Consider the following 25,107-nt stretch of genomic DNA (forward strand, 5'->3'; position numbering starts at 1 on the left):
CTATGCCCCCCGATCGCTGGCAGCAGCACAACATCACATTCGCCGACCGCGAGAGCGCCTGGCCCGCCATCGTCGAACACCTGGGCCCCGCCCTGACCGCGGCCGAGGCCGAGGGGCAGCTCACCTGCTGGTGGTTCATGAACAAGCAGCCCTGGCCGCTGCGGTATCTCGCCGAAGAGCCTTCGCCGCTCGTCGAGTCGCTGCTGAGCGATCTCGTCGACGACGGCGTAGTCGTGTCGTGGCTGCCCTGCATCTACGAGCCCGAGACCGAAGCATTCGGCGGTTCGCAAGCCATGGACGCCGCCCACGAGCTGTTCCACAGCGATTCCCGCCACCTGCTCGCCTACCGGCCGAGCCCGGAGCACCTGGGACGCAAGGAGACCGCCGTCCTGCTGGCGAGCGCCATGATGCGCGGTGCCGGACTCGACTGGTTCGAACAGGGCGACGTATGGGCGAAGGTCGCCGCCTTCCGGCCGGCCACCGACCCTCTGCCACCGGAACGAGCAGCCGAACTGGCCCCGGCGACGCGGAAGCTCATGACCGCCGACGCCCACGGCCTTTGCCGTCCGGACGGCCCGCTCCACACACACGAGGGATGGGTGACCGCCTTCGAACGGGCAGGAGCCACGCTCGCCGACCTCTCCGCCCGCGGCGCCCTCACCCGTGGCCTGCGAGCGGTCCTCGCCCACCACGTGATCTTCCACGCCAACCGCGCCGGTCTCCTCCGGGACGAGCAGAGCACCCTGTCCAACATCGCACGAGAGGCAGTCATGGGAACGAGTAACCACACCGCGTCGCCCGCCGGGGCAACGGCCGACGCCGATAGCGTCAACGTGGTGAACACCGACACGACCACCACCCCCACGGCGGACGCCGAGCGCCTCCGCAACGCCCTGGTCGACCAGATCCGTGCGGATGGACACGCCCGCACGAACGCCGTCGAGACCGCGCTGCGGGCCGTGCCCCGCCACATGTTCGTGCCCGAAGCGTCACTCGAGGACGCCTACGCCGACGCACCGGTGCACATCAAGTACGACACCGACGGCACGTCCATCTCCTGTGCCTCCCAGCCGAGCGTCGTCGCCCTCATGCTGGATCAGCTCGACGTCCAGCCCGGCCAGCGCATCCTCGAACTCGGCGCCGGCACCGGCTACAACGCCGGCCTGCTGGCCCACCTCGTCGGTGAGCGCGGCCACGTGTCCACCCTCGACGTCGACGACGACCTCGTGGAGGGCGCCCGCGCGCACCTCGCCGCCGCCGGGATCACCCATGTCGAGGCCGTGGCCCGCGACGGAGCCCTCGGCTACGCCGAAGGAGCGCCGTACGACCGGATCATCGCCACCGTCGGCGCGCACGGCGTACCGCACGCATGGTTGCAGCAGCTCGCACCCGGCGGCCGACTCCTCGTCCCCCAACGCCTCAAGGGCACGGTGTCCCGGTCCATCGCCTATGAACAGCGCGACGGCCGATGGATGTCCCTCAGCAGTGAGATGAACACCTTCATGCCGCTCCGGCGTGGCATCGCCGACGACGACCGCCGAGCCATCCCGCTGAGCGCCGACGGCACCGTCCGGCTCCAGGCCCCCGCAGGCCACAACTTCGACGCCGACGCCCTCGCCGGTGTCCTGGAGCAGCCGCGCACCGAGGAGTGGACCGGCATGACGGTCCGCGCCATGGAGTCGCCGGAGTGGATGGAACTGTTCGTCACCTGTTCCCTTCCCTCCGGCCTCATGCGAATGCTGTTCCCCCGGAGCGCCAAGGGCGGTCTGCTCACCGAGGACCCCTACCCCTCGTCGGCCGCCGTCGTCGACAAGGGCGCCGTGACCTACCTCGCCCGACGCCTGTCGGAGGAGAAGACTTCGGAGGGCGACAAGCTCTGGGAGTTCGGCGTCATCGGTCACGGTCCGGGCAGCGACGAACTGGCCGCGAAGGTCGCCGATGCCATCCGCACCTGGGACCACGGCTACCGCGGCCGTGAGGCCACGTTCGAAATCCAGCCCCTCGACGCCCCCGCGACCGAGCATCGCCCCGGCCTCTTCACTCTCGACACCCCGCTGAACCGCATCATCGTCGACTGGCAGTGACGCACCGCGTGGAGCGGACGGTGCCCGCCGTCCTACGGCCGGCGGGCACCGGCACCTCAGTAGTTCTCACTCACGCCCGGGGGACCCATGGACCCGCACGGACCCACAGCCCAACGCTTCCCGCTCGTCGCCCGGTTCCGGCCCGCCTGCCTGCCGCTGCCCCAGCGCGTGCGCGCGCTCGTCGACCTGGCCGACACCGCGGTGAAGAAGAGCGATCAAGGGCTCGCATCGGCCGTCTACAACCAGGCCGCGCTCATCGCCTCCGATCTCGACCTTCCCGACCTCGCACGCGAGATGTGCCACCAGCACGCCGCCGCCTACATCCGCGCCTGCCCCCTGCCCGGCATGAGCGCGATCCGGGCCCTGGAACCGGTCGTCAACCTCGCCCGCCTCCAGATCCGCGCCGGTCGCGCAGACGAGGGCCGTCAGCGACTGCTCGACCTGTACGAGACCGTCGAAGCGGGCACGGCTGCCCGGTTCGACGGCATCGTGGTACCGGCGGACCTCACTGCGACCGATGAGGACCGCCACGAGGTCCGCGCGTGGCTGTGGCGCGTGCTCCTCGCCGACGGCACCCGCACTCTCACCACCGAGGGACGCTGGGCCGAGGCCCTGGCCCACATCGAAGCTCAGCGCGGCGTAGGCAGGCGGATGCTCGACGGGCGCCAAGTCGCCGTACTCGCAGCCCTCGTCGCAGGTGACACGGCATCAGCCGCTGCTCTCCTCGACGACACGATGCCCGGCGCCCCGTGGGAGCAGGCCGTCACGGAGTGCCTGACTACCCTGTGCTACCGCGACGACGGGCTGTCGGTCGACGATCACCTGGCGAACCTGGTGACCACCTACTCCGAGCGGAAGATCGAACCCGGGATGACCGTCTTCGACATCCGGCTCGGGCTCACCGTCCTCGACGCGATCGGTTCCGCCGAGGCGCCCGGCGCACGCAGCGTCGTCGAGGAACTGCACCGCAGGACAGTGAACGCCGAAGACGGATACGCGGCCCGCGAAGACCTGGCGCACCCTCTGTTCGTCGCGCTCGCCACCGACCGACAAGAACAGGACTGCCTCGCTCTCGTTCATGCCTGTGCTCTCGGGGCAGGGACTATGCCGGACCGGTTGCAAGCGGAACTGACAGGAGTACTGCGCGCCAGTGACAGCGTGATCCAGGAAAGCCTTACGTGAACATCCGCCGAACCGTGATCAGGCGCAACTGCTTCCACGGCCAGGACATGCCACTGCCCCGCCGATCACCGCCCGCCCGCTGGCTCACTCCCAAGCCAACGACCCTCCCGATCGGCCGGACAGTCCCAGCGGCGCCCAGGGCGGCCCCCGACTCGCCAAGAACCGGCACGACCCCGGCCCTGCTGCGGTCCGCACAGGAGCGGGGGAGGATGGAAGGCGAGCGACCGAGGAGGCCTGTCATGAAAACCGGAGACGCCGGAGACGCCGGAGACTCTGACTACGAACCGTGGCTGTACTCTCACACGCCCTCGCAGGCCGAAGGCGAGCGTGACGATCCCGTCGAACGCGCTGCCACACACCCGGACGTCCCCAGGACCGAGCCGTCCCAGGCGGAGGGCGAGCAGGCGGACGACACCGGGACGGCATGACCGCCGCCGAGAGTCACCCTCGCAATCTATGAACGAGTGTGCGCACCGAGCCGGCTCACGCCCCTCGGCACGCTCGGTTCCAGGGTCGTGTCAGGCCGGGCGGCCGACGGGCGGTGTCATCAGGTGGATCCGCGCGGGCACGGCTCCGTCGTTCCCGGTGGGTTGTCCGCGAGGTGGTCGAGGGCGCGGGCGACGGCCGAGTCGCAGCGGCGTTCGAGCTCCGTGGCCGTGAAGACGGGGGTGCGGAACTCCCGTGGGACCGGGATGCCGCGGCCCTCGAAGCTCTGCCCGGTCGCGTCCCGGTAGTCCTCGTTGCTGAGGTCGAGGTACCAGTCGCCGGGCAGGGTCCGCGACAGTTGGTCCGAGAAGACGCCCTGCGTCGGGCGGCCGATCAGGGTGGGCTTCGGCGAGCGGTTCAGCAGGGCCATGACCGCCGTCTCGCCCGCGCTCACCGTGAGGTCGCTGACCAGCAGCGCGATCGGTCCGTGGAAGCCGGGGCGGGCGCTGGGCGGCACCCGCAGTCTCTGGTACGGCGTGAACCCGGAGGCCGCCTGCGTGTCGCGTGCCCGCTTCTGGAACGCGAAGTGGGGCTCGTCCGTCAGCCGGGAGGCGAGGGCGATGCCGAGCTCGTCGAAACCTCCGTCGTTGAGGCGCAGATCGAGCACGAGGCCGCGCCGGCCGTCCCTCTCGGCGACGGTGAACACCGTGTCCAGGGCCTGTTCGAACCTCTTCCGGTCGGCGTCGTACGACTCGTCCGCGAAGTCGTCGAACCGGGTGATGCGCAGGTATCCCAGACCGTCCGGCAGTCCGCCGGCGTACTCCACCCCGTCGTCGATGACGGGGGTGAGCCGCTTGCCCAGCCTCGCTTCGATCGCGGGCCGGAGGGCGTCGGTGTCCACGTCGTCGGATTCGCGCGTGCCCGGCCGTTTGCCGTAGAGGCTGAGGTCCTCCCCCTCGATGCCGGTGTGCATGTCGCCGAGTTCGCGGACCGTGTCGCCCAGCAGTTCGCCGAGCGTCCGGTCGGTGTTGTGCTCGGCGAGGGTGGCCCGGTCGCGCTCCCTGCGCGCCGTGTCGAGCTTCCGGTGCGGGTAGGGCGGGTAGTGCTCGACGAGGTTCTGCCAGAAGACGTCGAAGGTCTGCAGCCTGCGGTCGGCCGCGTCCTCCGGGACGTCGGACGGGCAGTCGGGCAGCTCCTCGATCCGGTTCATACGGATGTGCCCGACCGACCCCGGTTCCCGCACGATCAGCCGGTCTCCCTGCCTGCGGACGATCAGCTCGGCCTCGCCGTCCTCGCCGAAGGACGTCGCGTCGCCCTCGCGGTCCACCGACGCCGACGAGTCCCCGCCGAGGCAGCTCCCCGCCGTCCGGTCGTAGGAGGTGAGCCGCGTCTTCCCCGCGCCGTCCCGGGCGATGTCGAAGACGTAGCCGTACCCGGCGCTCTGCCATGTCCCCTCGATCGCCGCGTTCCGGTCGCCGGGGGTGCGGTCCGGACCCGAGCAGGCGGTCAGCACCGCGGCGAGCCCCACCAGCAGCAATCGTCTCCACACCATGAGCGCGAACGTATCGCAGGCCTTGTGAGCATTGCGGTCAACCGGGCACCGGAGGGTGTCGGGCCAGAGAAGGCGGGCGACTGCCTCCGGCCTCCTGACCACCCGTATCCGTTCGGACAACAATCGGAAACAGCCATCCCTCCCGTCACTCCTTGTGCGTAAAGTGCTCACTCGCCGAACGTCCTGAACACGTTCAGAAGGCGTGGGGGGTCCGGCGGGGAGGGGGTAAACCCGATGGGCAAGGGGGTCAAGGCCGCCGTCATCGGTGGTGTGTTCGCGGTCATGGTGGGTGGGGCCGGGTACGGGGTCTACAACATCGTGTCGGCGGTGAACGGCGGTGGGAGCGGCGACGGTTCAGACGCGACCGTGACCAAGAGGTCCGGGCCGCCGGACGAGGAGGAGGTCGCGAAGGCGAGCGGGGCGTTCTTCGCGGCCTGGGAGAAGGCGCAGGCCGAGCAGGCCGCGTCGTACACGAACAACGCCGGGGAGGCGGGCTCGTTACTGGCGGCCTACGGCGAGGACGCCCGTATAGCCGACGTCGAGATCACGCCGGGCACGGCCACCGGCACCACCGTCCCCTTCCGGGTGAAGGCGACCGTCTCCTACGACGGGAAGTCCGAACCCCTCACCTACAAGAGCGAGTTGACCGTCGTGCGCGGGAAGACCACCGGGCGCGCGCTGGTCGACTGGCAGCCGTCCGTGGTCCACCCGGACCTGAAGGACGGCGACACCCTGGTCACCGGGGAGGCGGCGCAGCCGCCGATCGAGGCCGTGGACCGGGACGGCGCGGTGCTCACCGAGGAGGAGTACCCCTCCCTCGGCCCGATCCTGGACACCCTGCGCGAGAAGTACGGCGACGAGGCGGGCGGCACCTCCGGTGTCGAGCTGGTGATCCGGCACGCCGACGGGGCCGCGGGCGAGGGCGCCGGCGACACGACGCTGCTGACCCTCGCCGAGGGCGAGCCCGGCCGGCTGCGCACGACGCTCAGCGCGGGGGTGCAGGCCGCGGCCGAGAAGGCGGTGAAGGGGTTCGCCGAGTCGTCGGTGGTGGCGGTGCGGCCGAGCACCGGCGAGGTGCTGGCGGTCGCCAACCACCGCGAGGACGGGTTCAACGCGGCGTTCCAGGGGCAGGTCGCCCCCGGTTCCACCATGAAGATCGTCACCGCGGCCATGCTCATCGACAACGGCGTGACCTCGATGAACGGCCCGGCGCCCTGCCCGCCCACCGCCACCTGGCAGAGCCAGACCTTCAAGAACCTCACCGACATGGAGCCGAACGAGAACGCCACCCTCGCCGACAGCTTCCTGCGTTCCTGCAACACCGCCTTCATCAAGCTCATCGACGAGGACCCGCTCACCGACGCCTCGCTCAGCCAGGAGGCGCAGGAGCGGTTCGGGCTGGGCCGGGACGACTGGAAGACCGGCATCGTCTCCTTCGACGGCAGTGTTCCCGCCGTCGCGGGTCCGGACCGTGCCGCCGGCGCCATCGGCCAGGGCCAGGTGCAGATGAACCCGCTGAACATGGCGTCGGTGACGGCGACCGCGATCACCGGCGCCTTCCGCCAGCCGTACCTGGTCTCCCCGGAGCTCGACGGCCGGCAGCTGGCGCGGGCGAAGGGCCTTCCGGCGGGCACCGCCGCCCAGTTGAAGCAGATGATGCGGCTCACCGCCACCCAGGGCACCGCCCAGAAGGCCATGGCCGGGCTCGGCGGCGACATCGGCGCGAAGACCGGTTCCGCCGAGGCCGACGACAAGGCCGCCTCCGACAGCTGGTTCACCGGTTTCCGGAACGACGTGGCGGCGGCGGCCATGGTCCAGCAGGGCGGCCACGGCGGCGACGCGGCCGGTCCGATTGTCGCAGCCGTGCTACGAGCAGGTGGCTGAGCACGACGCGCGGAAGAGGGGACTCTAGGCTGGTGGCCGTCGTTGGCATGTGAGCGCCGTGGCGGGTGAGAGCCACGGCGGACGAGCGCCACGAGGGCAGCGCGCGGGCATCGGGGGAGCCCGGCGGAGTTTTTTTGCGGAGGATCGGACAAGCAGTGGGCAACAGAAAGCGCGTCGCCGAGCGACGGAAGACCCCGCCCGCCGTGCTCGGCGGGGTGATCGCCGTCGTCGTCGGGGGTGCCGGGCTCGGCGCCTACGCGTTGTTCGGGGGTGGGGGCGAGGACGGGGACGGCACCCGGACGTCCTCCTCCCAGCAGGCCGAGGAGGTCAGGACCGGCCCGTTGTCCGCCGCCGAGGTCACCGCCGCGGCCGACCGTTTCCTCACCGCCTGGCAGCAGGGCAAGGTGAGCGAGGCCGCCGAGGCCACCGACGACCCGGAGGCGGCCACCGCCCTGCTCACCGGCTACACCAAGGACGCCCGCGTCAAGGACGTCGCCCTCACCGCCGGCGCCCGCACCGGCGACAAGGTCCCGTTCTCCGTCAAGGGCACGGTGGCGTACGGGGACTTCACCGAGCAGCTCGCCTACGACAGCACGCTGACCGTCGTACGCCGGGCCGGGGACGGCGAACCGCAGGTCGCGTGGGCGCCCTCCGTCGTGCACCCCGACCTCAAGGACGGCGACCGGCTGGTCACCGGGGAGGCGGGCACCCCGCCGGTCAAGGCGCTGGACCGGGACGGCGGCGAACTGACCACCGCCACCTACCCGTCCATCGGGCTGATCCTGGACGGGCTGCGCGAGAAGTACGGCAAGACGGCGGGCGGCGAGGCCGGCATCGAACTGCGCGTGGTCCGCGGCGAGGAGTCCAAGAAGGCCGAGGCCTCCGACAAGACCGTGCTGGAGCTGAGCAAGGGCACCCCCGGCACGGTGCGGACCACGCTGGACCCGAAGCTCCAGGCCGCGGCCGAGGAGCAGGTGGCCAAGAAGGCCAGGTCGTCGGTGGTGGTGCTGCGGGCGTCGACCGGTGAGATCCTCGCCGCCGCGAACGCCTCGCGCGGCTTCAACACCGCCTTCCAGGGGTCGCTGGCCCCCGGCTCGACGTTCAAGGTGCTCACCGCCTCGATGCTGATCGAGAAGGGCCTCGCGTCCGCCGACGAGAAGCACCCGTGCCCGAAGTACTTCAGCTACGGCGGCTGGAAGTTCCAGAACCTCGACAAGTTCGACATCAAGGGCGGAACGTTCCGGGACAGCTTCGGCGCCTCCTGCAACACCGCCTTCATCAGCCAGGCGCCCGAGTTGACGGACGACGACCTGACCCAGCACGCGCAGCAGGTCTACGGGCTCGCGAAGGACGACTGGCAGATCGGGGTGCCGTCCTTCGACGGCGCGGTGCCGGTGCAGAAGGACGCCCCCATGGCGGCCTCCCTGATCGGCCAGGGCGGGGTGCGGATGAACCCGCTGAACATGGCGTCGGTGTCGGCGACCGTCAAGGCGGGCGTGTTCCACCAGCCGTACCTGGTGGCGCCGGAGGTGGACAACCGCACGCTGGCCACGGCCGCGCGCACCATGTCGCCGGAGACGCTGTCGCAGCTGCGGCAGTTGATGTCGTACACGGCGACCAGCGGCACGGCGGCGACGGCGATGGCCGGGGTGAGCGGTGACAAGGGCGCGAAGACCGGATCGGCCGAGGTCGACAATCAGAAGAAGCCCAACGGCTGGTTCACCGCGTACCGCGGGGACCTGGCGGCGGCGGGGGTCGTGCAGGCGGCCGGCCACGGCGGCAAGACGGCGGGTCCGATCGTGGCGAGCCTGCTGAAGCTCGGCGACGGCTGAACCGGACGCGGGCGCGGACATGGGCGGCGGTTCACCGGCCGCCGCCCCGCCGACGCGGTCGGTACGGTCGGCCCGATCAGTGCGGGACCGGTGCGGCGGTCGCCGCTGCCGCGTGGGTGCGCCGCAGGAACCGCGTCAGGGCCTTCGTCTCGAACTGCACCACCGACACCTCCTGCGCGGAGTGGAACTCCACGACGGTCTGCACCCGTCCGCACGGCCACACCCGCACGTCGCCGCTCCCCACGGGGGCGCGCAGCCCTTGTTCGAGCAGCGCGAGGGGGGCGCTCCACTCACGGTTCCCGGGGCCGGGCATCCGCACCGTCACGGTGCGGGGGGCGCGCTCGGCGTCGTAGCACAGCGTCACGGGCACCGTCCCGCGGTCCGCGGCCTGCGGGGCGTCCGCGTCCGTGACGATCTGCGCACGTGCGTACTGCTCGACTGCGTTCATGGGTGGCCCCTCATGGTGCGCTACCTGTACGAAAGCCGTGTACCCACTTGTACTGACAATGTCGCACACATTTCGCGATCCCACCCTCCGTGCGGGCCCGGTCACGGATGCGCCAAGGCCGTTCCCGCACTCTTGCGAGTGAGTTGCAAGAGCGCGCATCATCGAACAGTGCATGTCCCTGATGGGTTCATCAACGCCCCCGTGTCCGCCACCACCGCCGTGGTCGCCGCCGGCGCCGTGGCCGTGAGTCTGCGCGGCGCGCGCCGGGAACTCGGGAACGAGCGGGCGGCGCCGCTGGCAGGACTGGTGGCGGCGTTCATCTTCGCCGTGCAGATGCTGAACTTCCCGGTCGCGGGAGGCACCAGCGGCCATCTGCTCGGCGGTGCGCTGGCCGCGATACTCGTGGGCCCCTGTACGGGGGTGCTGTGTGTCTCGGTCGTCCTGCTGATGCAGGCCGTCCTCTTCGCCGACGGCGGCCTGACCGCGCTCGGCGTGAACATCACCTGCATGGCGCTCGTCACGGCGGTCGTCGCGTACGCGCTGTTCCGCGGGCTGGTGAAGGCGCTGCCGCGCAGCCGCCGGTCGGTGACCGCGGCGTCCTTCGTCGCCGCCCTGGTCTCGGTCCCGGCCTCGGCGCTCGCCTTCACCCTGATCTACGCGATCGGCGGCACCACGGACGTCGCGATCGGCAAGGTCGCCACCGCCATGGTGGGCGTCCACCTCCTGATCGGCCTCGGGGAGGCCGTGATCACGGCCCTGACCGTCGGAGCCGTCCTCTCCGTCCGCCCGGACCTGGTGTACGGGGCGCGCGGACTGGGGCAAAGGCTCAAGCTGCGGGTGAACGGCGAACTGGTCGACGCCCCGGAGCCCGAGCCGTCCCACGCCCCGGCCACCGCCTGGTCCCCGCGCGGGGTCTGGATCGCCGGTCTGGTCGCCTCGCTGGTCCTCGCCGGAGGCGTCAGCTTCTACGCCTCCGCCCATCCGGACGGACTGGAGAAGGTCGCCGCCGACCACGGCATCGACGAGAAGGCCGAGGAACACGATGCCGCCGACTCCCCGCTCGCCGACTACGGCGTCAAGGACGTCGAGAACGCCCGGCTCTCCGGCGGCCTCGCGGGCGTGATCGGCGTCGGTGTCACGGTCGTCGCGGGAACCGGGGTCTTCCGGGTGGTCCGCAGGCGTCGCGCGGGCGACGGGACGGACGCGTCCTCACCGATGGACGTGCACGCGAACACCCGCACGAACAACGACACGAGTGTCTGACCATGGGCGTCTGACATGGGCAGCGGCCACACCCACCGGCTGTACCGGCACGGACACTCCCCCGTGCACGCCCTGCCGCCGCACACCAAGCTCACCGCGGTCCTCGCCTTCGTGCTGATCGTGGTGGCCACCCCGCGCGAGGCCGTGTGGGCCTTCGGGGCGTACGCGGTACTGCTGGGCCTGGTCGCGTACGCGGCCCGGGTTCCGGCGGGGTTCGTCCTGGGGCGGCTGCTGATCGAGGTGCCGTTCGTCGCCTTCGCCGCGCTCATGCCGTTCGTGGCCGAGGGCGAGCGGGTCGACGTGCTCGGGCTGTCCCTGAGCGTGAACGGACTGTGGGGCGCCTGGAACGTGCTGGCCAAGGGCACCCTGGGCGTCGCCGCCTCCGTCCTGCTGGCCGCCACGACCGAACTGCGCGAGCTGCTGCTGGGCCTGCAACGGCTGAAACTCCCGCCGTTGCTGGTGCAGATCGCCTCCTTCATGATCCGCTACGGCGATGTGATCGCCGACGAGATGCGGCGCATGCGGATCGCCCGTGAGTCGCGCGGCTTCGAGGCGCGCGGTGTCCGGCACTGGGGTGTGCTGGCGAAGTCGGCGGGCGCGCTGTTCATCCGCTCCTACGAACGCGGTGAGCGGGTGCACCTGGCCATGCTCAGCCGCGGCTACTCCGGTGCGATGCCGATCGTCGACGAGGTGGCCGTGGGCCGGGCGCAGTGGTCCTGCGCGCTGTCCCTCCCGGCCGCCGCCCTCGTCGTCTGCGTGCTGGGCCGGGTGCTGTGACGGGAGTCGTGATGAGTGCTGGTACGACGGGTGCGGCGATGGCCTCCCTCGAGGTCTCCGGCCTCGCCTTCGCCTATCCGGACGGCCGACAGGCCCTGTTCGGCGTCGACTTCTCCCTCGCACGCGGCGAGCGGGTCGCGCTGCTCGGTCCCAACGGCGCCGGCAAGACGACCCTGGTCCTTCACCTCAACGGCATCCTGTCCGGCGGCACCGGCACGGTCACCGTCGCCGGACTGCCCGTCGGCAAGCGGCACATGGCCGAGATCCGGCGCCGGGTCGGCATCGTCTTCCAGGACCCGGACGACCAGCTGTTCATGCCGACCGTGCGGGAGGACGTGGCGTTCGGTCCGGCGGCAGCCGGGCTCAGGGGCCCGGAGCTGGAGGAACGGGTGGACCGGGCGCTGGCCCGGGTCGGCATGGCCGCCTTCGAGGACCGGCCCCCGCACCACCTCTCCTTCGGCCAGCGGCGGCGGGTGGCCGTGGCGACGGTGCTGGCGACGGAGCCGGAGATCCTGGTCCTGGACGAGCCGTCCTCCAACCTGGACCCCGCCTCCCGCCGCGAACTGGCCGATGTCCTGCGCTCGCTGGACGTGACCGTCCTGATGGTCACCCACGACCTGCCGTACGCCCTGGAGCTGTGCCCGCGCTCGCTGATCCTCAGCGACGGGGTGATCGTGGCGGACGGCCCCACCGCCGACCTGCTCGCCGACGACGCCCTGATGCGCGCGCACCGCCTGGAACTGCCGTACGGCTTCGACCCCCGATCGGTGCCGGCCGCGCCGGGCGCACCCGGCCGTCCGTGACAATGGGCGTGTGACGAACGAGGAGACCGAGGGCTCACTGCTGCTGGACGAGCAGCTGTGCTTCGCGCTGTACGCCGCCCAGCGTGCGGTGACGGCCGCGTACCGCCCGCTCCTCGACGAACTCGGGCTGACCTACCCGCAGTATCTGGTGCTGCTGGCGCTGTGGGAGCGGGGGGAGACGACGGTCAAGGAGCTGGCGTCGGCCCTGCGCCTCGACTACGGCACGATGTCGCCGCTGCTGAAACGACTGGAGGGCGCGGGCCTGGTCCGCCGGGAACGGGCAGCGCACGACGAGCGCTCGGTGCTGATCGCGTGCACCGGGCGCGGGAAGGAACTGCGGGAGCGGGCGGCTCGGGTGCCCGGCGCGCTGCTCACGACGACCGGGCTCACGGGTGCCGAGGTGGCAAGGCTGCGCGAGGAACTGTGGCGGTTGGCCCGGAGGGCGGACGCGGCGGCGGAGCGGTCGGACTGACCACGCGCACCGACCACGCATTACTCGTAGTTGCTCCCCCCTGGTGGCGGCCACTTGCTACTCGCCAGTACCTTGTGCACGATGCATTTGCGCACACTTGATTCCGGGAAGGTCCAGCCATGACCGAGGGCACCGCTGTCGCCGCCGCCGACACCCGTCCGACGAAGATCATGTACGTCGCCGAGGCCACCGCGCACGGCGGTCGGAACGGCTACGTCACCACCCAGGACGGCCGTCTGGACCTGAAGGTCGCGATGCCTCCCGCGCTGGGGGGCGACGGCGACGGGACCAACCCCGAGCAGCTGTTCGCGGCCGGCTTCAGCTCCTGCTTCCACAACGCCCTGATCCTGGTGGGCAACCGGGCCGGCTACGACCTCACCGGCTCCACCGTCGCCGCGAAGGTCGGCATCGGCCCCAACAAGCAGCACGGTTACGGGCTCGCGGTCGCCCTGAGCGTCTCCCTCCCGGTCCTGGACGCCGGCCTCGCGGCCGGGCTGGTGGACGCGGCCCACGCGGTCTGCCCGTACTCCAACGCCACCCGCGGCAACATCGATGTGACGATCGTGCTGGGCTGATCCGGCCTCCCCCAAGGAATCACAGGCGGACGGCGGCGGTTGCACCCACTGTCGCAGGTACGTGAAGGGGAAGGGGCCGACGGACGTGGGCATGGTCGTGCACGGCACAGTGGCCGAGGGCTTCGAGCCGGTGCGGGAGGCGTTCGCCCGGAACTTCGAGAAGCTCGGGGACCGGGGAGCCGCCGTCGCCGTCTACCGGAACGGACGCCGGGTCGTCGATCTGTGGGCCGGTACCAAGGACGTCAACGGCACGGACGGCGCAGACGGCGCCGACGGCGCAGAGCCCTGGCGGCGGGGCACCGCCCAGGTCGTGCGCTCGGCGACCAAGGGCGTCGCCGCCGCCGTCCCCCTGCTGCTGCACCAGTACGGCGAACTGGACCTGGACGCGCCGGTCGGCCGGCACTGGCCGGAGTTCAAGGCCCACGGCAAGGAGCGGGTGCTGGTCCGGCACCTGCTGAACCACCGGGCCGGGCTCCCGCTCCTCGACCGCCCGCTCACCCCGGCGGAGGCGCTCGACCCGCTGCGGGGCGCCGAGGCGGTCGCCGCCCAGGCGCCCGTGTGGGAGCCGGGCACCGACCACGGCTACCACCCCCTCACCTACGGCTGGCTGCTCGACGGACTGGTCCGGCGCGTGACGGGGCAGGGGGTCGGCGAGTGGATCGCGGACCGGATCGCCGCTCCGCTGGGGCTCGAATTCTGGCTGGGGCTGCCCGACGCGGAGGCCGGCCGGGTGGGGCGGGTCGGCCCGGTCGAGGGACCCGAGCCGTCCGGCGCGCTCCGCACCCGCCCCAAGCGCTCGGTCACCGCGGCCTACGACGACCCCGCCTCCCTCACCCGCCGGGCCTTCGCCGCGATCAGCCCGTCCCCGGACCCGAACGACCCGGCCTTCCGCGCACTGGCCCAGCCCGCCGCCAACGGCATCGCGACGGCGGACGGACTGGCCCGCTTCTACGCCGCGCTGATCGGGCCGGTCGACGGCGTGCGCCTCTTCGAGACGGCCACTGTCGCACGCGCCCGCGCCGAGGAGTCGGCGGGCCCGGACCGCGTCCTGGTCGTCGGCACCCGCTTCGGCCTCGGCTACATGCTGCACGGCAGCGCCTCGCCACTGCTGGCCCCGGGCTCCTTCGGCCACCCCGGCCGCGGCGGCTCCCTGGGCTTCGCCGACCCGGAGTCGGGCATCGCCTTCGGCTACGTCACCAACGGCTTCCGCACGACGGTGACCTCCGATCCCCGCGCCCAGGCCCTGGTACGGGCGGTGCGCTCGTCCCTCGCCGGCTAGCTCGCCCCGCGCCGCTCACACGTGGATCGGGTGCGAGGTCCGGCCGGACGCTTCGTCGATCTCGTCGTGCGCCTTGGTCAGCAGTTGCATCGCGAGTTCGTTCAACGCGCGTGCGCCGGCGACCTCCTCCCCGACCCTGGGCTGGTTCGCGTCGACGTGGTGCCGGCTCGCGTGCCCGCGGGCCCGTACCTCGGTCCCGTCGGGCAACCGGACCATCGCCACCGCGCGCGTGTGCTGGTCGTCCTCCATGAACTCCATGTCGACGTGCCACCCGACCGTGGTGCGCATCGTGCTCGTCATGACGGTCACCTCCGGAAGTCCTGCTTCCAGGGTGCCCCTCCTCCCTTCCGCCCGCACCCCATCGCCCCGGCCCCGCCACCGCTACCCCGCGCGCGGCATCAGCCCGATCCCGACGACCAGCAGCCCGGCCGCGGCGACCCGCGGGGCACCGAAGCGTTCCCGGAAGAACAGCGCCCCGATACCGGCGCCCACGATGATCGACGATTCCCGCAGGGCCGCGACCGGGGCGAGGGGCGCCCGGGTCTGCGCCCACAGGACGAGGGCGTACGCGGCGACGGAGAGGGCCGCGCCGAGCAGGCCGAGGGACGCGTGCGGACGCAGCAGGGCGGTGGTGCCGGACCGCCGGCGCCAGAGCACGTACGCCGGGATGACCGTGCCCTGGACGGCCATGAGCCAGGCGATATAGCCGAGGGAGGAGCCGGAGGCACGTACGCCGAGGCCGTCGACCACGGTGTACGCGGCGATGGTCAGCCCGGTCGCCGGCGCCGCCCCGATCGCCGCCCGGTCGGGCCGGTGCCCGCGCAGCCCCCACAGGGCGACGCCGGTCAGTCCCGCGCAGGACAGGGTGATCCCGGCGGCAGGCGACCGGGTGTGCCCAGGTGGCGGGCACGGCAGACCCGGCAGGCACAGGAGGCACGGCGGGCGCGGAACGGGGAAGCCGGTGAGGGCTCCCCGTCCCCACGGGGCCCTCACCGGCTGGTAGAGGGGACCGCAGGAGTCGATGTCCTGCGGTCCGGTGGTGTCAGGCGTGGACCAGTTCCCGGTCCTCGCCCTTCCTGTCGTCCTGCGTGCGCAGGCCCTCGCCCTCGACGTCCACGTTGGGCAGGACGCGGTCCAGCCACTTCGGGAGCCACCAGGCCTTCTTGCCCAGCAGCGCCAGCACCGCCGGGACGATCGCCATGCGGACGACGAACGCGTCGAAGAGGACGGCGACGGCGAGGCCGAAGCCGATCATCTTGACCATCGCCTCGCTGGAGCCGATGAAGCCGGAGAAGACGGCCATCATGATCACCGCTGCGGCGGTCACGACCCGGGCGCTGTACCGGAAGCCGGTCACCACGGCCTGGCCGGGGTTCTCCCCGTGGACGAAGGCCTCCCGCATCCGGGTCACCAGGAACACCTCGTAGTCCATGGCCAGTCCGAAGACCACGCCGACCATGAAGATCGGCATCATCGACATGACCGGGCCGGTCTCCTCCACGCCCATCAGGCCGGACAGCCAGCCCCACTGGAAGACCGCGACCACGGCGCCCAGGGCGGCCAGCACGGAGAGCAGGAAGCCGAGGGCCGCCTTCAGCGGGACCAGGATCGACCGGAAGACCACGATCAGCAGCAGGAACGCCAGCCCGACCACCAGGGTCAGGTACGGCAGCAGCGCGTCGTTGAGCTTCTGCGACACGTCGATGTTCATCGCCGTGGCGCCGGTGACCAGAACATCGACGCTGCCGGTGCCGCTGCCGCTGCCGGTGCCGTCGGCGTCGGCCTTGATGCCCGCTCCGGCGTCCCGGATGTCGTGCACCAGGTCCTCGGTCGCCACGGACGACGGCTTGGAGTCCGGGATGACGGTGATCGTGGCCGTGTCGCCGGCCTCGTTGGGCTGTGCCGGGGCCACCGTGACGATGCCGTCGAGGCCCTTGATCTCGTCGCCGGTCTGCTGGAAGACGGCCTGCGGGTCGTCGCTGCCCTTGGCGTCGACCACGACGACCAGCGGGCCGTTGAAGCCGGGGCCGAAGCCCTCGGACAGCAGGTCGTAGGCGCGGCGCTGGGTGGTGGAGGTCGGCTGCGAACCGTCGTCGGGCAGACCCAGTTCCAGGGAGCTCGCCGGGACAGCCGCCGCGCCGAGGCCGACGACGCCGAGCAGGAGGACGGCCACGGGACGGCGCACGACGAAGCTCGCCCAGCGGGTGCCCATGTTCGGGCGCTGCGCCGTGCCGGTCCCGGTGGCGGTCCCGGTGGCGGTCTTCTTGGCGCGGCCGCCGCCGAGCAGCTTGCTCTTCTCGCCGGCCGGGCGGACCTTGCCGCCCGCGTAGCCGAGCAGTGCCGGGACCATGGTGAGCGCGATGAGGACGGCGATGGCGACGGTGCCGGCGGCGGCGATGCCCATCTTGGTCAGCATCGGGATGTTGACGACCGACAGGCCGACGAGGGCGATGACGACCGTGAGTCCGGCGAAGACCACCGCGGAGCCCGCGGTGCCGACGGCGCGGCCCGCGGCGTCCTCGCGTTCCCTGCCCTCGGCCAGTTCGGTGCGGTAGCGGGAGACGATGAACAGCGCGTAGTCGATGCCGACGGCGAGGCCGATCATCGTGGCCAGGATGGAGGTGGTGGAGCCGAGCTCCAGGGTGGAGGCCAGCGCGGTGATGGACGCGACGCCGATGCCGACACCGATGATCGCGGTGAGCAGCGGCAGGCCGGCCGCGAGCAGCGAGCCGAAGGTGATGACCAGGACGACCGCGGCGACACCGATGCCGATGATCTCGGCGGTGCCGGTCTCCGGGACGGCCTGCAGCGCGTCACCGCCGATCTCCACGGTCAGTCCGGCGTCGCGGGCGTTCCCGGCTGCGGCCTTCAGGGAGTCGCGCGAGGAGTCCTCCAGCTCCATGCCGGAGACCTTGTAGCTCACCGAGGCGTAGGCGACCGCGCCGTCCTGGCTGACGCCGCCGCCCTGGTACGGGTCGGTGACGAGGGCGACCTGGGAGTCGCCGGAGAGCTCCTTGACGGTCTTCTGGACGGTCGCCTTGTTGCCGGCGTCGGTCATCTTCTCGCCGGCGGGCGCCTTGAAGACGACGCGTGCGGTCGCTCCGTCGGCGCTGGCGCCGGGGAAGCGTTCCTCCAGCACGTCGAAGGCCTTCTGGGCCTCGGTGCCGGGGATGGAGAACGAGGCGTTGCCGGCCGCGGGAGCGCCGGCCGCGCCGACGCCGGCGAGTGCCAGCAGCGCCACCCAGAACAGGGCGGTGAAGTGTCGTCGCCTGAAGGCGAAGCGTCCGAGTCGATACAGGAATGTGGCCACGAGGGAGTACTCCCGGTCAGGTCGTGGATTCTCAGGGCAGGGTGGTCCAGCCCGACGACGTGAGCGGTGGCGTCCGTCAGGTGGTGATGATGGATGGAGAGAGCCGACCGGGGCGGTCAGCGGGGGGAGACGCCGAGGGCGGGGAGGACCACGGCGTCGATGTACGAGATGAGGAAGTCCCGCGTGGGCGGCTGGTCGTCGATCAGCGTCCGGGTGGCGAACGCGCCGACGAGCATGTGCACCATGTAGCCCAGCGCCGGGTTGTCCGGGTGGACCTCGCCGCGCTCGACCGCGCGCCGGAGGATCCCCTGGAACTCGTCGATCTCGGGTTCCACGAACAGGTCTCTGAAGGCGCGCCGCAGGTCGTCGTTGGTGTGGACCGCCATGGCGAGCGCCCGCATCAGGGCGGCGTTCTGCTCCATGACGTAGTCGCCCTCGCGGCCGATGAGTCCGTGCAGGTCACCCTGGAGGGAACCGGTGTCGATGTCGCCGGTGCTGTCCGGTTTCTGGCATCGCATGGCTCTCACCACCAGCTCGGCCTTGCCGCCCCACTGGCGGTAGAGGGTGGCCTTGCTGGACCGGGTGTGGGCGGCCACGGCGTCCATGGTGAGGGCGTCGTACCCGACCTCGCGAAGCAGGTCGAGCACGGCCGCGTAGATCTCGGCCACGCGCTCCGGGGTGATCCGGCTGCGTCGCGCCGTCGCGACCTCGGCCATCCCGCCCACCTCTTCTCGCTCCTGATCTCGCCGTGCCGAACGACACGGTTTCGTACACGAAGAATGTACCGCACCCCTTAGGGGAACGAAACCGTTTCGTACGTGCGCTGGATCACGTCGGGAGGGCCGTCGCCGCTCCGCACGAGTTGCTGCGGCCCGGCACCGGGAAAAGCATGGGAAGGGTGAGTTATCTGCGCCTGCCACACCTCAACGGCGACCTGCTGTGCTTCGTGGCCGAGGACGACCTCTGGCTCGCCCCGCTCGACGCACCGGGCCGGGCCTGGCGGCTCACCGTCGACCGCACCAAGCTCGGTCACCCCCGCTTCTCCCCCGACGGCCGCCACATCGCGTACACGAGCTGGCGCAGCCTCGACCCCGAGGTCCATCTGGTGCCGGTGGACGGCGGGCCGGGCCGCCGGCTGACCTACTGGGGCAGCCCCGACACCCGGGTCTGCGGCTGGACGCCCCCGAGCCCCGACGGCGACGAGGTCCCCGAGATCCTCGCCGTCGCCTCGCACGGCCAGCCGTTCTCGTACTTCTCCTGGGCCTACAAGCTCTCCACCGACGGCGATCCGGGCCGCAAACTGCCCTGGGGGCCGGTGAGCGACATCCAGGTCGCCGAGGTCGACGGGGAACGCAGGACCCTGCTGCTCACCGGCACCCCGCCGCACGAACCGGCCGGCTGGAAGCGGTACCGGGGCGGGGCGACGGGCAGGCTGTGGCTGCACGGACGACGCCTGCTCGACGGGCACGACGGGCTCGACGGGCTCGACGGGTTCGCCAAGGTGGACGGGCATCTGCAGTCCCCGATGTTCGTCGGCGGCCGGGTCGCCTTCCTCTCCGACCACGAGGGCGTCGGCAACCTGTACTCCTGCGCGTACGACGGCTCCGACCTGCGCCGCCACACCGACCACGACGCGTTCTACGCCCGGCACGCGTCCAGCGACGGCACCCGGGTCGTCTACCAGTGCGCCGGCGACCTGTGGATCGTCGAGGACCTCTCCGCGGACTCCGTGCCGCACCGGCTGGACATCACGCTGAGCGGGCCGCGGGCCGGGCGGCGCCGCTACCAGGTGCCCGCCGCCCACCACCTGGACGGCGTCTCGGTGGACGAGACGGGCCGGGCCAGCGCCGTCGTCGTACGCGGCAGCCTGTACTGGCTCACCCACCGCGACGGCCCCGCGCGCACCCTCGCCGACACCCCCGGGGTGCGGGTGCGGCTGCCGGAGATGCTCGGCGCGAGCGGGCGGGTGGCGTACGTGACGGACGCCGAGGGCGAGGACGCGATCGAGATCGTCTCCCTGCCCCGGGCCAGCGGCCGCCGTCCCACCCGGCGGCTGGCCCCGGGGAGGCTGGGCCGGGTGCTGGAGATGGTGGCCGACCCGGACGGCGAACGCCTGGCCGTCGCCTCCCACGACGGCCGCCTGCTGCTCATCGACGCCGGCGAGGCCGACGACACCCAGGGCTCCACCCCCGCCCCAGACCCCCCGGTCACCGAGCTGATCCGTTCCACCAACGGGCCCGTGCGCGACCTCGCGTTCTCGCCCGACGGCGGGTGGCTCACCTGGTCGCATCCCGGGATCGGGCGGACGCTGCGGCAGATCAAACTCGCCCGGATCAAGGACCGGTTCGTCATCGACGTCACCAACGGCCGCTTCGAGGACGAGAACCCGGTCTTCACCCGGGACGGCCGCTACCTCGCCTTCCTGTCCTGGCGCGGCTTCGACCCGGTCTACGACGTGCACACCGGTGACCTGTCCTTCCCGCTGGGCTGCCGCCCGTACCTGGTGCCGCTGTCCTCGGCGACCCCCTCCCCGTTCGCCCTCAGCCCCGAGGGCCGGCCGGCCGCCGGGGGCCTGGACCCGGTGGAGGCCGAGGAGGACGACCTCGGCGACAGCGGCGGCGCGGTGACCGTCGAGACCGAGGGCCTGGAGAGCAGGGTCACCCCCTTCCCGGTCACCGCCTCCAAGTACTCGGCGCTGCACCCGGTCGCGGGCGGCGGGCTGGTCTGGCTGCGCTGGCCGATCTCGGGCGCGCTCGGCGAGACGTTCGCGAACCCGGACGACACCAGCGGCCGGCCGACCCTCGAGCACTTCGACATCAGCAAGGCGAAGAAGTCCGAACTCGTCGTTCACCTGGACTTCTTCGCGGTCAGCGGCGACGGGACGCGACTCGTCGTGGCCGACGAGGGCGAACCGCGCGCGGTGCCCGCGACCGAGCCGGGCGACAGCGACTCCACCGTCTGGATCGACGTCCGCCGCATCCTGCACGAAGCCGACCCCGCGGCCGAGTGGCGGCAGGCGTACGAGGAGGCCGGGCGGCTGATCCGGGCCTACTTCTGGGAACCCGGCATGTGCGGCATCGACTGGGGCGCGGCGCTCGACCAGTACCGCCCGCTGATCGAACAGGTCGCCTCCCCGGACGAGTTCGCGGACCTGCTGCGTGAACTGCTCGGCGAACTCGGCACCTCCCACGCCTACGTCACCGCCGCCCGCCGCAACGAGGGCCCTCCGCACTACCAGCGCCGCCAGGGCTTCCTCGGCGCCAACCTGGTGTCCCGGGAGGGTGGTTGGACGGTCAAACGCATCCTGTCCGGTGACTCCTCCGACTCCCGCGCGCGTTCGCCGCTGGCCGGCACCGGCATCCGCGAGGGCGCGGTCCTCACCCATGTCCACGGCCGCCCGGTGGACCCGGTCGCCGGACCCTACCCGCTGCTCGCGGGAACGGGCGGCACGACGGTGGAGCTGACGTTCGCCCCGGCCGAGGGCACGGGCCCGCCCCGCAGGGTCGCCATCGTCCCGCTGATCGACGAACGCCCCCTGCGCTACCAGGACTGGGTGGCCAAACGCCGGGAAGTGGTACGCGAGCTGAGCGGCGGCCGGTGCGGCTATCTGCACATCCCCGACATGGGCGGCTCGGGCTGGGCCCAGTTCAACCGCGACCTGCGCATGGAGGTGTCCCGCCCGGCTCTGATCGTCGACGTGCGCGGCAACGCGGGCGGCCACATCAGCGAACTCGTCGTCGAGACGCTGACCCGCACCATCCTGGGCTGGGACCTCACCCGCGACGCCCAGCCGGTGTCGTACGCGGCCAACGCCCCGCGCGGGCCGGTGGTCGCCCTCGCGGACGAGGCGACGAGCTCCGACGGCGACATGATCACGGCCGCGTTCAAACTGCTGAAGCTGGGGCCGGTGGTCGGACAGCGCACCTGGGGCGGGGTGGTCGGCATGACCGGCCGGCACCGGCTGGGGGACGGCACGGTGATCACCGTGCCGATGAACGCGGCCTGGTTCGACGCGTACGGCTGGTCGGTGGAGAACAGGGGCGTCGCCCCCGATCTCGAGGCGCTGCGCACTCCGTTGGACTGGGCGGAGGGCCGGTACCCGGTGCTCGACGACGCGGTCCGGCTGGCCCTGGAACTCCTGGAGACGGAGCCCCCGGCCACTCCCCCGACCTACAGCGACGTCCCCGACCGCTCCCGCCCGAAGCTGCCGCCGAGGACACCCGAGGCGTGAGGAGATCAGGGGCCTGAAGGGCCTGAGGAACCTGAGAAGCCTGAGAAACCTGAGGGGCCCGGAGACGTGGGAAGGGGCGCCCCCCGCGGAGGCGCCCCTTCCCGCTTCAGCGAACGGCCTTCAACGGCCGTGCCGAGCAGTGGCGTTCAGCACACGACGTCAAGCGTCGTGGTCGTAACGCTCCTCGGACTCCTGCCGCCCGCGCTGCGGGTTGTTCGGGTCCTCTTCGTGACGGCGGCCGCGGTTCTGCATCTGCTCCTTGGCCTGGCCGGCCTTCCGCTTGGCCTGCTGCTGCATCTGCTCGGACTTCTCCTGGAACTGGTCCTTCATACCCATGTGGGTTCACTCCCGTTGGGGTGTGGGGGAACTTGCCCGATCAGATTCACACGGGCGGTCACCCCGCGCATGTCGATCAGTCACGCACCGTAGTCCTGTGCTGTTCGTCGGCGTTTCCGCCGGCCCCGACCAGGCCCGTGCGCATGCCGGTGAGACGGTCCGCGAACCGCCGCATCTCCCGCTGCCCGACGGTCCCGATCACACCGGGCAGGTATCCGCGCACGCCCTGCATCCCGCGCAGCCACCACTGCCCGTACACATGGCTCGAGCGCCGCTCGATCCCGGCCACGATCCGGTCCACCGCGGGCCCCGGCGGATACGTCCTGTTCGCCGGCCACGGCAGCCGCCGCCTGAGTTCCCGCATCACCTCGTCCTGGTCGGCCCCGCGCACCATGTCGGTGTCGGTCCAGGAGAGGTAGCCGACGCCGACCCGCACCCCCCGGTGTCCGACCTCGGCCCGCAGACAGTGCGCGTACGCCTCCACACCGGACTTGGAGGCGCAGTACGCGGTCATCATCGGCGCCGGGGTGATCGCGGCGAGCGAGGCGATCTGGAGCAGGTAGCCCCGGCTCGCGATCAACAGGGGCAGGAACGCGCGGGCGGTGACTGCCGACCCGATCAGGTTGACCTCGACGACCCGCCGCCAGGTCCCCGGATCGGAGTCGGCGAACGGACCGCCGCCGGCCACACCGGCGTTGGCGACCACGATGTCGACCCGCCCGAACCGTTCCGCGACCTCCTCGGCGACCCGAGCCATCGCCTCGTGGTCGGTGACGTCGGCGTGCCAGTGGCCGCTCTCACCGTGCAGCCGCGCCGCGACCCGCTCGAGCGCCTCCGGCTCCAGCCCGACCAGCGCCACCTTCGCCCCGCGCGCGGAGAGCTTCCGGGCGAGCAACTCCCCCACTCCGCGGGCCGCTCCGGTGACGACGGCGACCTTTCCCTCGAGACTGCCCCTGCTCATGCGGCCACCTCGGTGTCCTCGTGGGGCGCGGCGGTCCTCTTCGCGGGGGCGCGCAGGACGGCGTACTCGGACAGGTCCACGCGCCGGGTCTCGCGCCGGAACTCGCCGGTCGTGCCCGGCCAGACGGTGGTGTTGCGGCCGTTCGCGTCCAGGTACCAGCTGGTGCAGCCGCCGGTGTTCCACACCGTGTGCTTCATCCGCTGCTGCACCCGGTGGTTCCAGACGCGGACGGCGCTCCGGCGGGCGTCGAGGGCCACCCGGCCGCCCAGGACGTCGAGTTGGCGGAGGTAGTCGGCGAGGTAGTTGAGCTGGGACTCGATCATGAGGATCATCGACGAGTTCCCGAGGCCGGTGTTCGGCCCGATGAGCGTCATCCAGTTGGGGAACCCGGCGGCCGAGGCGCCGCGCAGGGCCTCCATCCCGCCCGTCCACGTCTCGGCGAGGGTCCTGCCCTCCGCGCCGACGACCCGCTCGGCGATGGGCATGTCGGTCACGTGGAACCCGGTGCCGAACACGATCACGTCGACCTCGGCCCCGGTCCCGTCGGCGGCGACGACGGTCGACCCGCGGACCTCGCTCAGCCCGCCGGCGACGACGTCGACGTTGGGCTGGACGATCGCCGGATAGTAGGTGCTGGAGAGCAGGATCCGCTTGCATCCGATGCGGTAGTCGGGGGTCAACTTGGCGCGCAGGGCAGGGTCCTTGACGGCACGGGTCATGTTGCGCCTGGCCACCTGCTCGACGAGACCGAGCTCGCCCGGGTGCCTGGTGAACGCCTGCACCTGCAACTCCCTGACGCCCCACAGCAGTCCGCGGCGCAGCCGGGTGGTGAAGGGCAGCGCCCGGTGCAGGGCCCGTTCGGCGCCGCCGATGGCCCGGTCCATGCGGGGCAGGACCCAGGGCGGGGTGCGCTGGAAGAGGGTGAGCCGGGAGACGAGCGGCTGGATCTCCGGCACGATCTGGATCGCCGAGGCCCCCGTGCCGACCACGGCGACCCGCTTGCCGCGCAGGTCGTGGTCGTGGTCCCAGCGGGCGGAGTGGAAGACCTTGCCGGGGAAGGTGTCGAGCCCGGGGATGTCGGGGACCTTGGGTTCGGACAGCGGCCCGGTGGCGGAGACCACGACATCGGCGGTGAGGGTGCCGCCGGCGGTCTCGATCTCCCACCACAGCCGCTCCGTGTCCCACACCATCCGCTTCACCTCCGAGTCGAAGCGGAGGTGCGGGCGCAGGCCGAAGGTGTCGGTGACGTGCTCCAGGTAGGCGCGGATGTGCTCCTGCCCGGAGAAGGAGCGCGGCCAGTCGGGGTTGGGGGCGAAGGAGAACGAGTACAGGTGGGACGGCACGTCGCACGCGCACCCGGGATAGCTGTTGTCCCGCCAGGTGCCGCCGACGCTGCCGGCCCGCTCCAGGACGACGAAGTCGGTGACCCCCTCGCGCCGCAGCCGCACGGCGGCCCCCAGCCCGCCGAACCCGGACCCCACCACCGCGACCCGTACGTGCTCGTGCTCGGCCATCCCGAAGCCTCCAGCCCTCGCGCACCACCGAAAACCCCGCCAGTGAACACTGGCGCAATGGGGAGAGTAGGGCAGGGCCGTACTGATGGGTAGGGGGCACGCAAGGAAAGTTACCGCCGGTACGACCCGGGGCCCGCGCGGCGCGCAGGCCCTAGGCTGCTGCCGTGGCAGAGGAGAG

At 71.9% G+C, this 25,107-nt stretch carries 20 protein-coding genes and 1 pseudogene; 12 read left to right on the forward strand and 9 right to left on the reverse strand.

Annotated features, from left to right (window positions below):
• The first annotated feature begins 2 nt into the window (after positions 1-2).
• The 3 genes from fxlM (at position 3) to ACWEQO_RS23100 (ending at position 3,694) form a co-directional block, all read left to right on the forward strand.
• Positions 3-2,084 carry a methyltransferase, FxLD system gene (fxlM, locus tag ACWEQO_RS23090; RefSeq protein ID WP_452985044.1) on the forward strand — a complete coding sequence of 694 codons (2,082 nt, stop codon included), beginning with the start codon at positions 3-5 and terminating at the stop codon, positions 2,082-2,084.
• Positions 2,085-2,171: 87 nt separating this feature from the next.
• The gene (locus ACWEQO_RS23095) at positions 2,172-3,266 is read left to right on the forward strand and encodes a hypothetical protein (protein ID WP_452985045.1); all 1,095 of its coding nucleotides are present in this window, start codon (positions 2,172-2,174) and stop codon (positions 3,264-3,266) included.
• 239 nt (positions 3,267-3,505) lie between these two features.
• Positions 3,506-3,694 carry a hypothetical protein gene (locus ACWEQO_RS23100; RefSeq protein WP_452985046.1) on the forward strand — a complete coding sequence of 63 codons (189 nt, stop codon included), beginning with the start codon at positions 3,506-3,508 and terminating at the stop codon, positions 3,692-3,694.
• A 119-nt stretch (positions 3,695-3,813) separates the two neighbouring features.
• Here the strand turns inward: ACWEQO_RS23100 and ACWEQO_RS23105 are convergent, their stop codons facing one another.
• A complete protein-coding gene (locus ACWEQO_RS23105; protein ID WP_452985047.1) occupies positions 3,814-5,244 on the reverse strand; it encodes a S41 family peptidase in 1,431 nt (476 codons plus the stop codon).
• 234 nt (positions 5,245-5,478) lie between these two features.
• On the opposite strand from ACWEQO_RS23105, the gene ACWEQO_RS23110 reads away from it, so the two are divergent.
• On the forward strand, positions 5,479-7,128 hold the full coding sequence (locus ACWEQO_RS23110) for a penicillin-binding transpeptidase domain-containing protein (protein ID WP_452985048.1): 1,650 nt from the start codon (positions 5,479-5,481) through the stop codon (positions 7,126-7,128).
• Positions 7,129-7,283: 155 nt separating this feature from the next.
• Positions 7,284-8,960 carry a penicillin-binding transpeptidase domain-containing protein gene (locus ACWEQO_RS23115; RefSeq protein WP_452985049.1) on the forward strand — a complete coding sequence of 559 codons (1,677 nt, stop codon included), beginning with the start codon at positions 7,284-7,286 and terminating at the stop codon, positions 8,958-8,960.
• Positions 8,961-9,036: 76 nt separating this feature from the next.
• On the opposite strand, the gene ACWEQO_RS23120 is transcribed toward ACWEQO_RS23115, so the two are convergent.
• Entirely contained in the window at positions 9,037-9,408 is a 372-nt protein-coding gene (locus tag ACWEQO_RS23120; RefSeq protein ID WP_361452276.1) for an SsgA family sporulation/cell division regulator, read from the reverse strand.
• Positions 9,409-9,576: 168 nt separating this feature from the next.
• On the opposite strand from ACWEQO_RS23120, the gene ACWEQO_RS23125 reads away from it, so the two are divergent.
• From ACWEQO_RS23125 to ACWEQO_RS23150, 6 genes are all read left to right on the forward strand, one after another.
• Positions 9,577-10,671: an energy-coupling factor ABC transporter permease gene (locus tag ACWEQO_RS23125; protein WP_452985050.1), complete on the forward strand. Its 1,095-nt coding sequence runs from the start codon at positions 9,577-9,579 to the stop codon at positions 10,669-10,671.
• 15 nt (positions 10,672-10,686) lie between these two features.
• Positions 10,687-11,448: a cobalt ECF transporter T component CbiQ gene (gene cbiQ, locus ACWEQO_RS23130; protein ID WP_452985051.1), complete on the forward strand. Its 762-nt coding sequence runs from the start codon at positions 10,687-10,689 to the stop codon at positions 11,446-11,448.
• 11 nt (positions 11,449-11,459) lie between these two features.
• Positions 11,460-12,251 (forward strand): energy-coupling factor ABC transporter ATP-binding protein, encoded by a 792-nt coding sequence (locus ACWEQO_RS23135; protein ID WP_361452267.1) that lies wholly within the window; start codon positions 11,460-11,462, stop codon positions 12,249-12,251.
• A 10-nt stretch (positions 12,252-12,261) separates the two neighbouring features.
• On the forward strand, positions 12,262-12,723 hold the full coding sequence (locus ACWEQO_RS23140; protein ID WP_361452264.1) for a MarR family winged helix-turn-helix transcriptional regulator: 462 nt from the start codon (positions 12,262-12,264) through the stop codon (positions 12,721-12,723).
• A 119-nt stretch (positions 12,724-12,842) separates the two neighbouring features.
• A complete protein-coding gene (locus ACWEQO_RS23145; RefSeq protein WP_361452261.1) occupies positions 12,843-13,298 on the forward strand; it encodes an organic hydroperoxide resistance protein in 456 nt (151 codons plus the stop codon).
• Between the two features lie 91 nt (positions 13,299-13,389).
• Positions 13,390-14,577 carry a serine hydrolase domain-containing protein gene (locus tag ACWEQO_RS23150; RefSeq protein ID WP_452985094.1) on the forward strand — a complete coding sequence of 396 codons (1,188 nt, stop codon included), beginning with the start codon at positions 13,390-13,392 and terminating at the stop codon, positions 14,575-14,577.
• Between the two features lie 15 nt (positions 14,578-14,592).
• Here the strand turns inward: ACWEQO_RS23150 and ACWEQO_RS23155 are convergent, their stop codons facing one another.
• From ACWEQO_RS23155 to ACWEQO_RS23170, 4 genes and pseudogenes are all read right to left on the reverse strand, one after another.
• Positions 14,593-14,877 (reverse strand): DUF1876 domain-containing protein, encoded by a 285-nt coding sequence (locus tag ACWEQO_RS23155; protein WP_361452258.1) that lies wholly within the window; start codon positions 14,875-14,877, stop codon positions 14,593-14,595.
• An 81-nt stretch (positions 14,878-14,958) separates the two neighbouring features.
• Positions 14,959-15,456 (reverse strand): annotated as a pseudogene (locus ACWEQO_RS23160) (EamA family transporter); the annotation flags it as partial.
• A 163-nt stretch (positions 15,457-15,619) separates the two neighbouring features.
• On the reverse strand, positions 15,620-17,887 hold the full coding sequence (locus tag ACWEQO_RS23165) for an MMPL family transporter (RefSeq protein ID WP_452985052.1): 2,268 nt from the start codon (positions 17,885-17,887) through the stop codon (positions 15,620-15,622).
• Between the two features lie 116 nt (positions 17,888-18,003).
• Entirely contained in the window at positions 18,004-18,603 is a 600-nt protein-coding gene (locus ACWEQO_RS23170; RefSeq protein WP_452985053.1) for a TetR/AcrR family transcriptional regulator, read from the reverse strand.
• A gap of 182 nt (positions 18,604-18,785) precedes the next feature.
• Here ACWEQO_RS23170 and ACWEQO_RS23175 point away from each other — a divergent pair, with 182 nt between their 5' ends.
• Positions 18,786-22,118, forward strand: a complete 3,333-nt coding sequence (locus ACWEQO_RS23175) for a S41 family peptidase (protein WP_452985054.1) — start codon at positions 18,786-18,788, stop codon at positions 22,116-22,118.
• A 159-nt stretch (positions 22,119-22,277) separates the two neighbouring features.
• Here ACWEQO_RS23175 and ACWEQO_RS23180 read toward each other — a convergent pair whose 3' ends face one another.
• From ACWEQO_RS23180 to ACWEQO_RS23190, 3 genes are all read right to left on the reverse strand, one after another.
• Entirely contained in the window at positions 22,278-22,454 is a 177-nt protein-coding gene (locus ACWEQO_RS23180) for a hypothetical protein (protein ID WP_361452246.1), read from the reverse strand.
• 76 nt (positions 22,455-22,530) lie between these two features.
• Entirely contained in the window at positions 22,531-23,415 is an 885-nt protein-coding gene (locus tag ACWEQO_RS23185; RefSeq protein WP_452985055.1) for an SDR family oxidoreductase, read from the reverse strand.
• On the reverse strand, positions 23,412-24,929 hold the full coding sequence (locus ACWEQO_RS23190) for a flavin-containing monooxygenase (protein WP_452985056.1): 1,518 nt from the start codon (positions 24,927-24,929) through the stop codon (positions 23,412-23,414). The genes ACWEQO_RS23185 and ACWEQO_RS23190 overlap by 4 nt, the downstream gene beginning before the upstream one ends.
• Positions 24,930-25,107: the final 178 nt, after the last annotated feature.

Source organism: Streptomyces sp. NPDC004051, assembly GCF_053604275.1.

Bases quoted from the DNA above. Each gene is read 5' to 3' on its own strand.
- fxlM (WP_452985044.1), top strand. From the start codon at position 3: ATGCCCCCCGATCGCTGGCAGCAGCACAACATCACATTCGCCGACCGC.
- ACWEQO_RS23095 (WP_452985045.1), top strand. From the start codon at position 2,172: ATGGACCCGCACGGACCCACAGCCCAACGCTTCCCGCTCGTCGCCCGG.
- ACWEQO_RS23100 (WP_452985046.1), top strand. From the start codon at position 3,506: ATGAAAACCGGAGACGCCGGAGACGCCGGAGACTCTGACTACGAACCG.
- ACWEQO_RS23105 (WP_452985047.1), bottom strand. From the start codon at position 5,244: ATGGTGTGGAGACGATTGCTGCTGGTGGGGCTCGCCGCGGTGCTGACC.
- ACWEQO_RS23110 (WP_452985048.1), top strand. From the start codon at position 5,479: ATGGGCAAGGGGGTCAAGGCCGCCGTCATCGGTGGTGTGTTCGCGGTC.
- ACWEQO_RS23120 (WP_361452276.1), bottom strand. From the start codon at position 9,408: ATGAACGCAGTCGAGCAGTACGCACGTGCGCAGATCGTCACGGACGCG.
- cbiQ (WP_452985051.1), top strand. From the start codon at position 10,687: ATGGGCAGCGGCCACACCCACCGGCTGTACCGGCACGGACACTCCCCC.
- ACWEQO_RS23135 (WP_361452267.1), top strand. From the start codon at position 11,460: ATGAGTGCTGGTACGACGGGTGCGGCGATGGCCTCCCTCGAGGTCTCC.
- ACWEQO_RS23145 (WP_361452261.1), top strand. From the start codon at position 12,843: ATGACCGAGGGCACCGCTGTCGCCGCCGCCGACACCCGTCCGACGAAG.
- ACWEQO_RS23150 (WP_452985094.1), top strand. From the start codon at position 13,390: ATGGTCGTGCACGGCACAGTGGCCGAGGGCTTCGAGCCGGTGCGGGAG.
- ACWEQO_RS23155 (WP_361452258.1), bottom strand. From the start codon at position 14,877: ATGACGAGCACGATGCGCACCACGGTCGGGTGGCACGTCGACATGGAG.
- ACWEQO_RS23170 (WP_452985053.1), bottom strand. From the start codon at position 18,603: ATGGCCGAGGTCGCGACGGCGCGACGCAGCCGGATCACCCCGGAGCGC.
- ACWEQO_RS23180 (WP_361452246.1), bottom strand. From the start codon at position 22,454: ATGGGTATGAAGGACCAGTTCCAGGAGAAGTCCGAGCAGATGCAGCAG.
- ACWEQO_RS23185 (WP_452985055.1), bottom strand. From the start codon at position 23,415: ATGAGCAGGGGCAGTCTCGAGGGAAAGGTCGCCGTCGTCACCGGAGCG.
- ACWEQO_RS23190 (WP_452985056.1), bottom strand. From the start codon at position 24,929: ATGGCCGAGCACGAGCACGTACGGGTCGCGGTGGTGGGGTCCGGGTTC.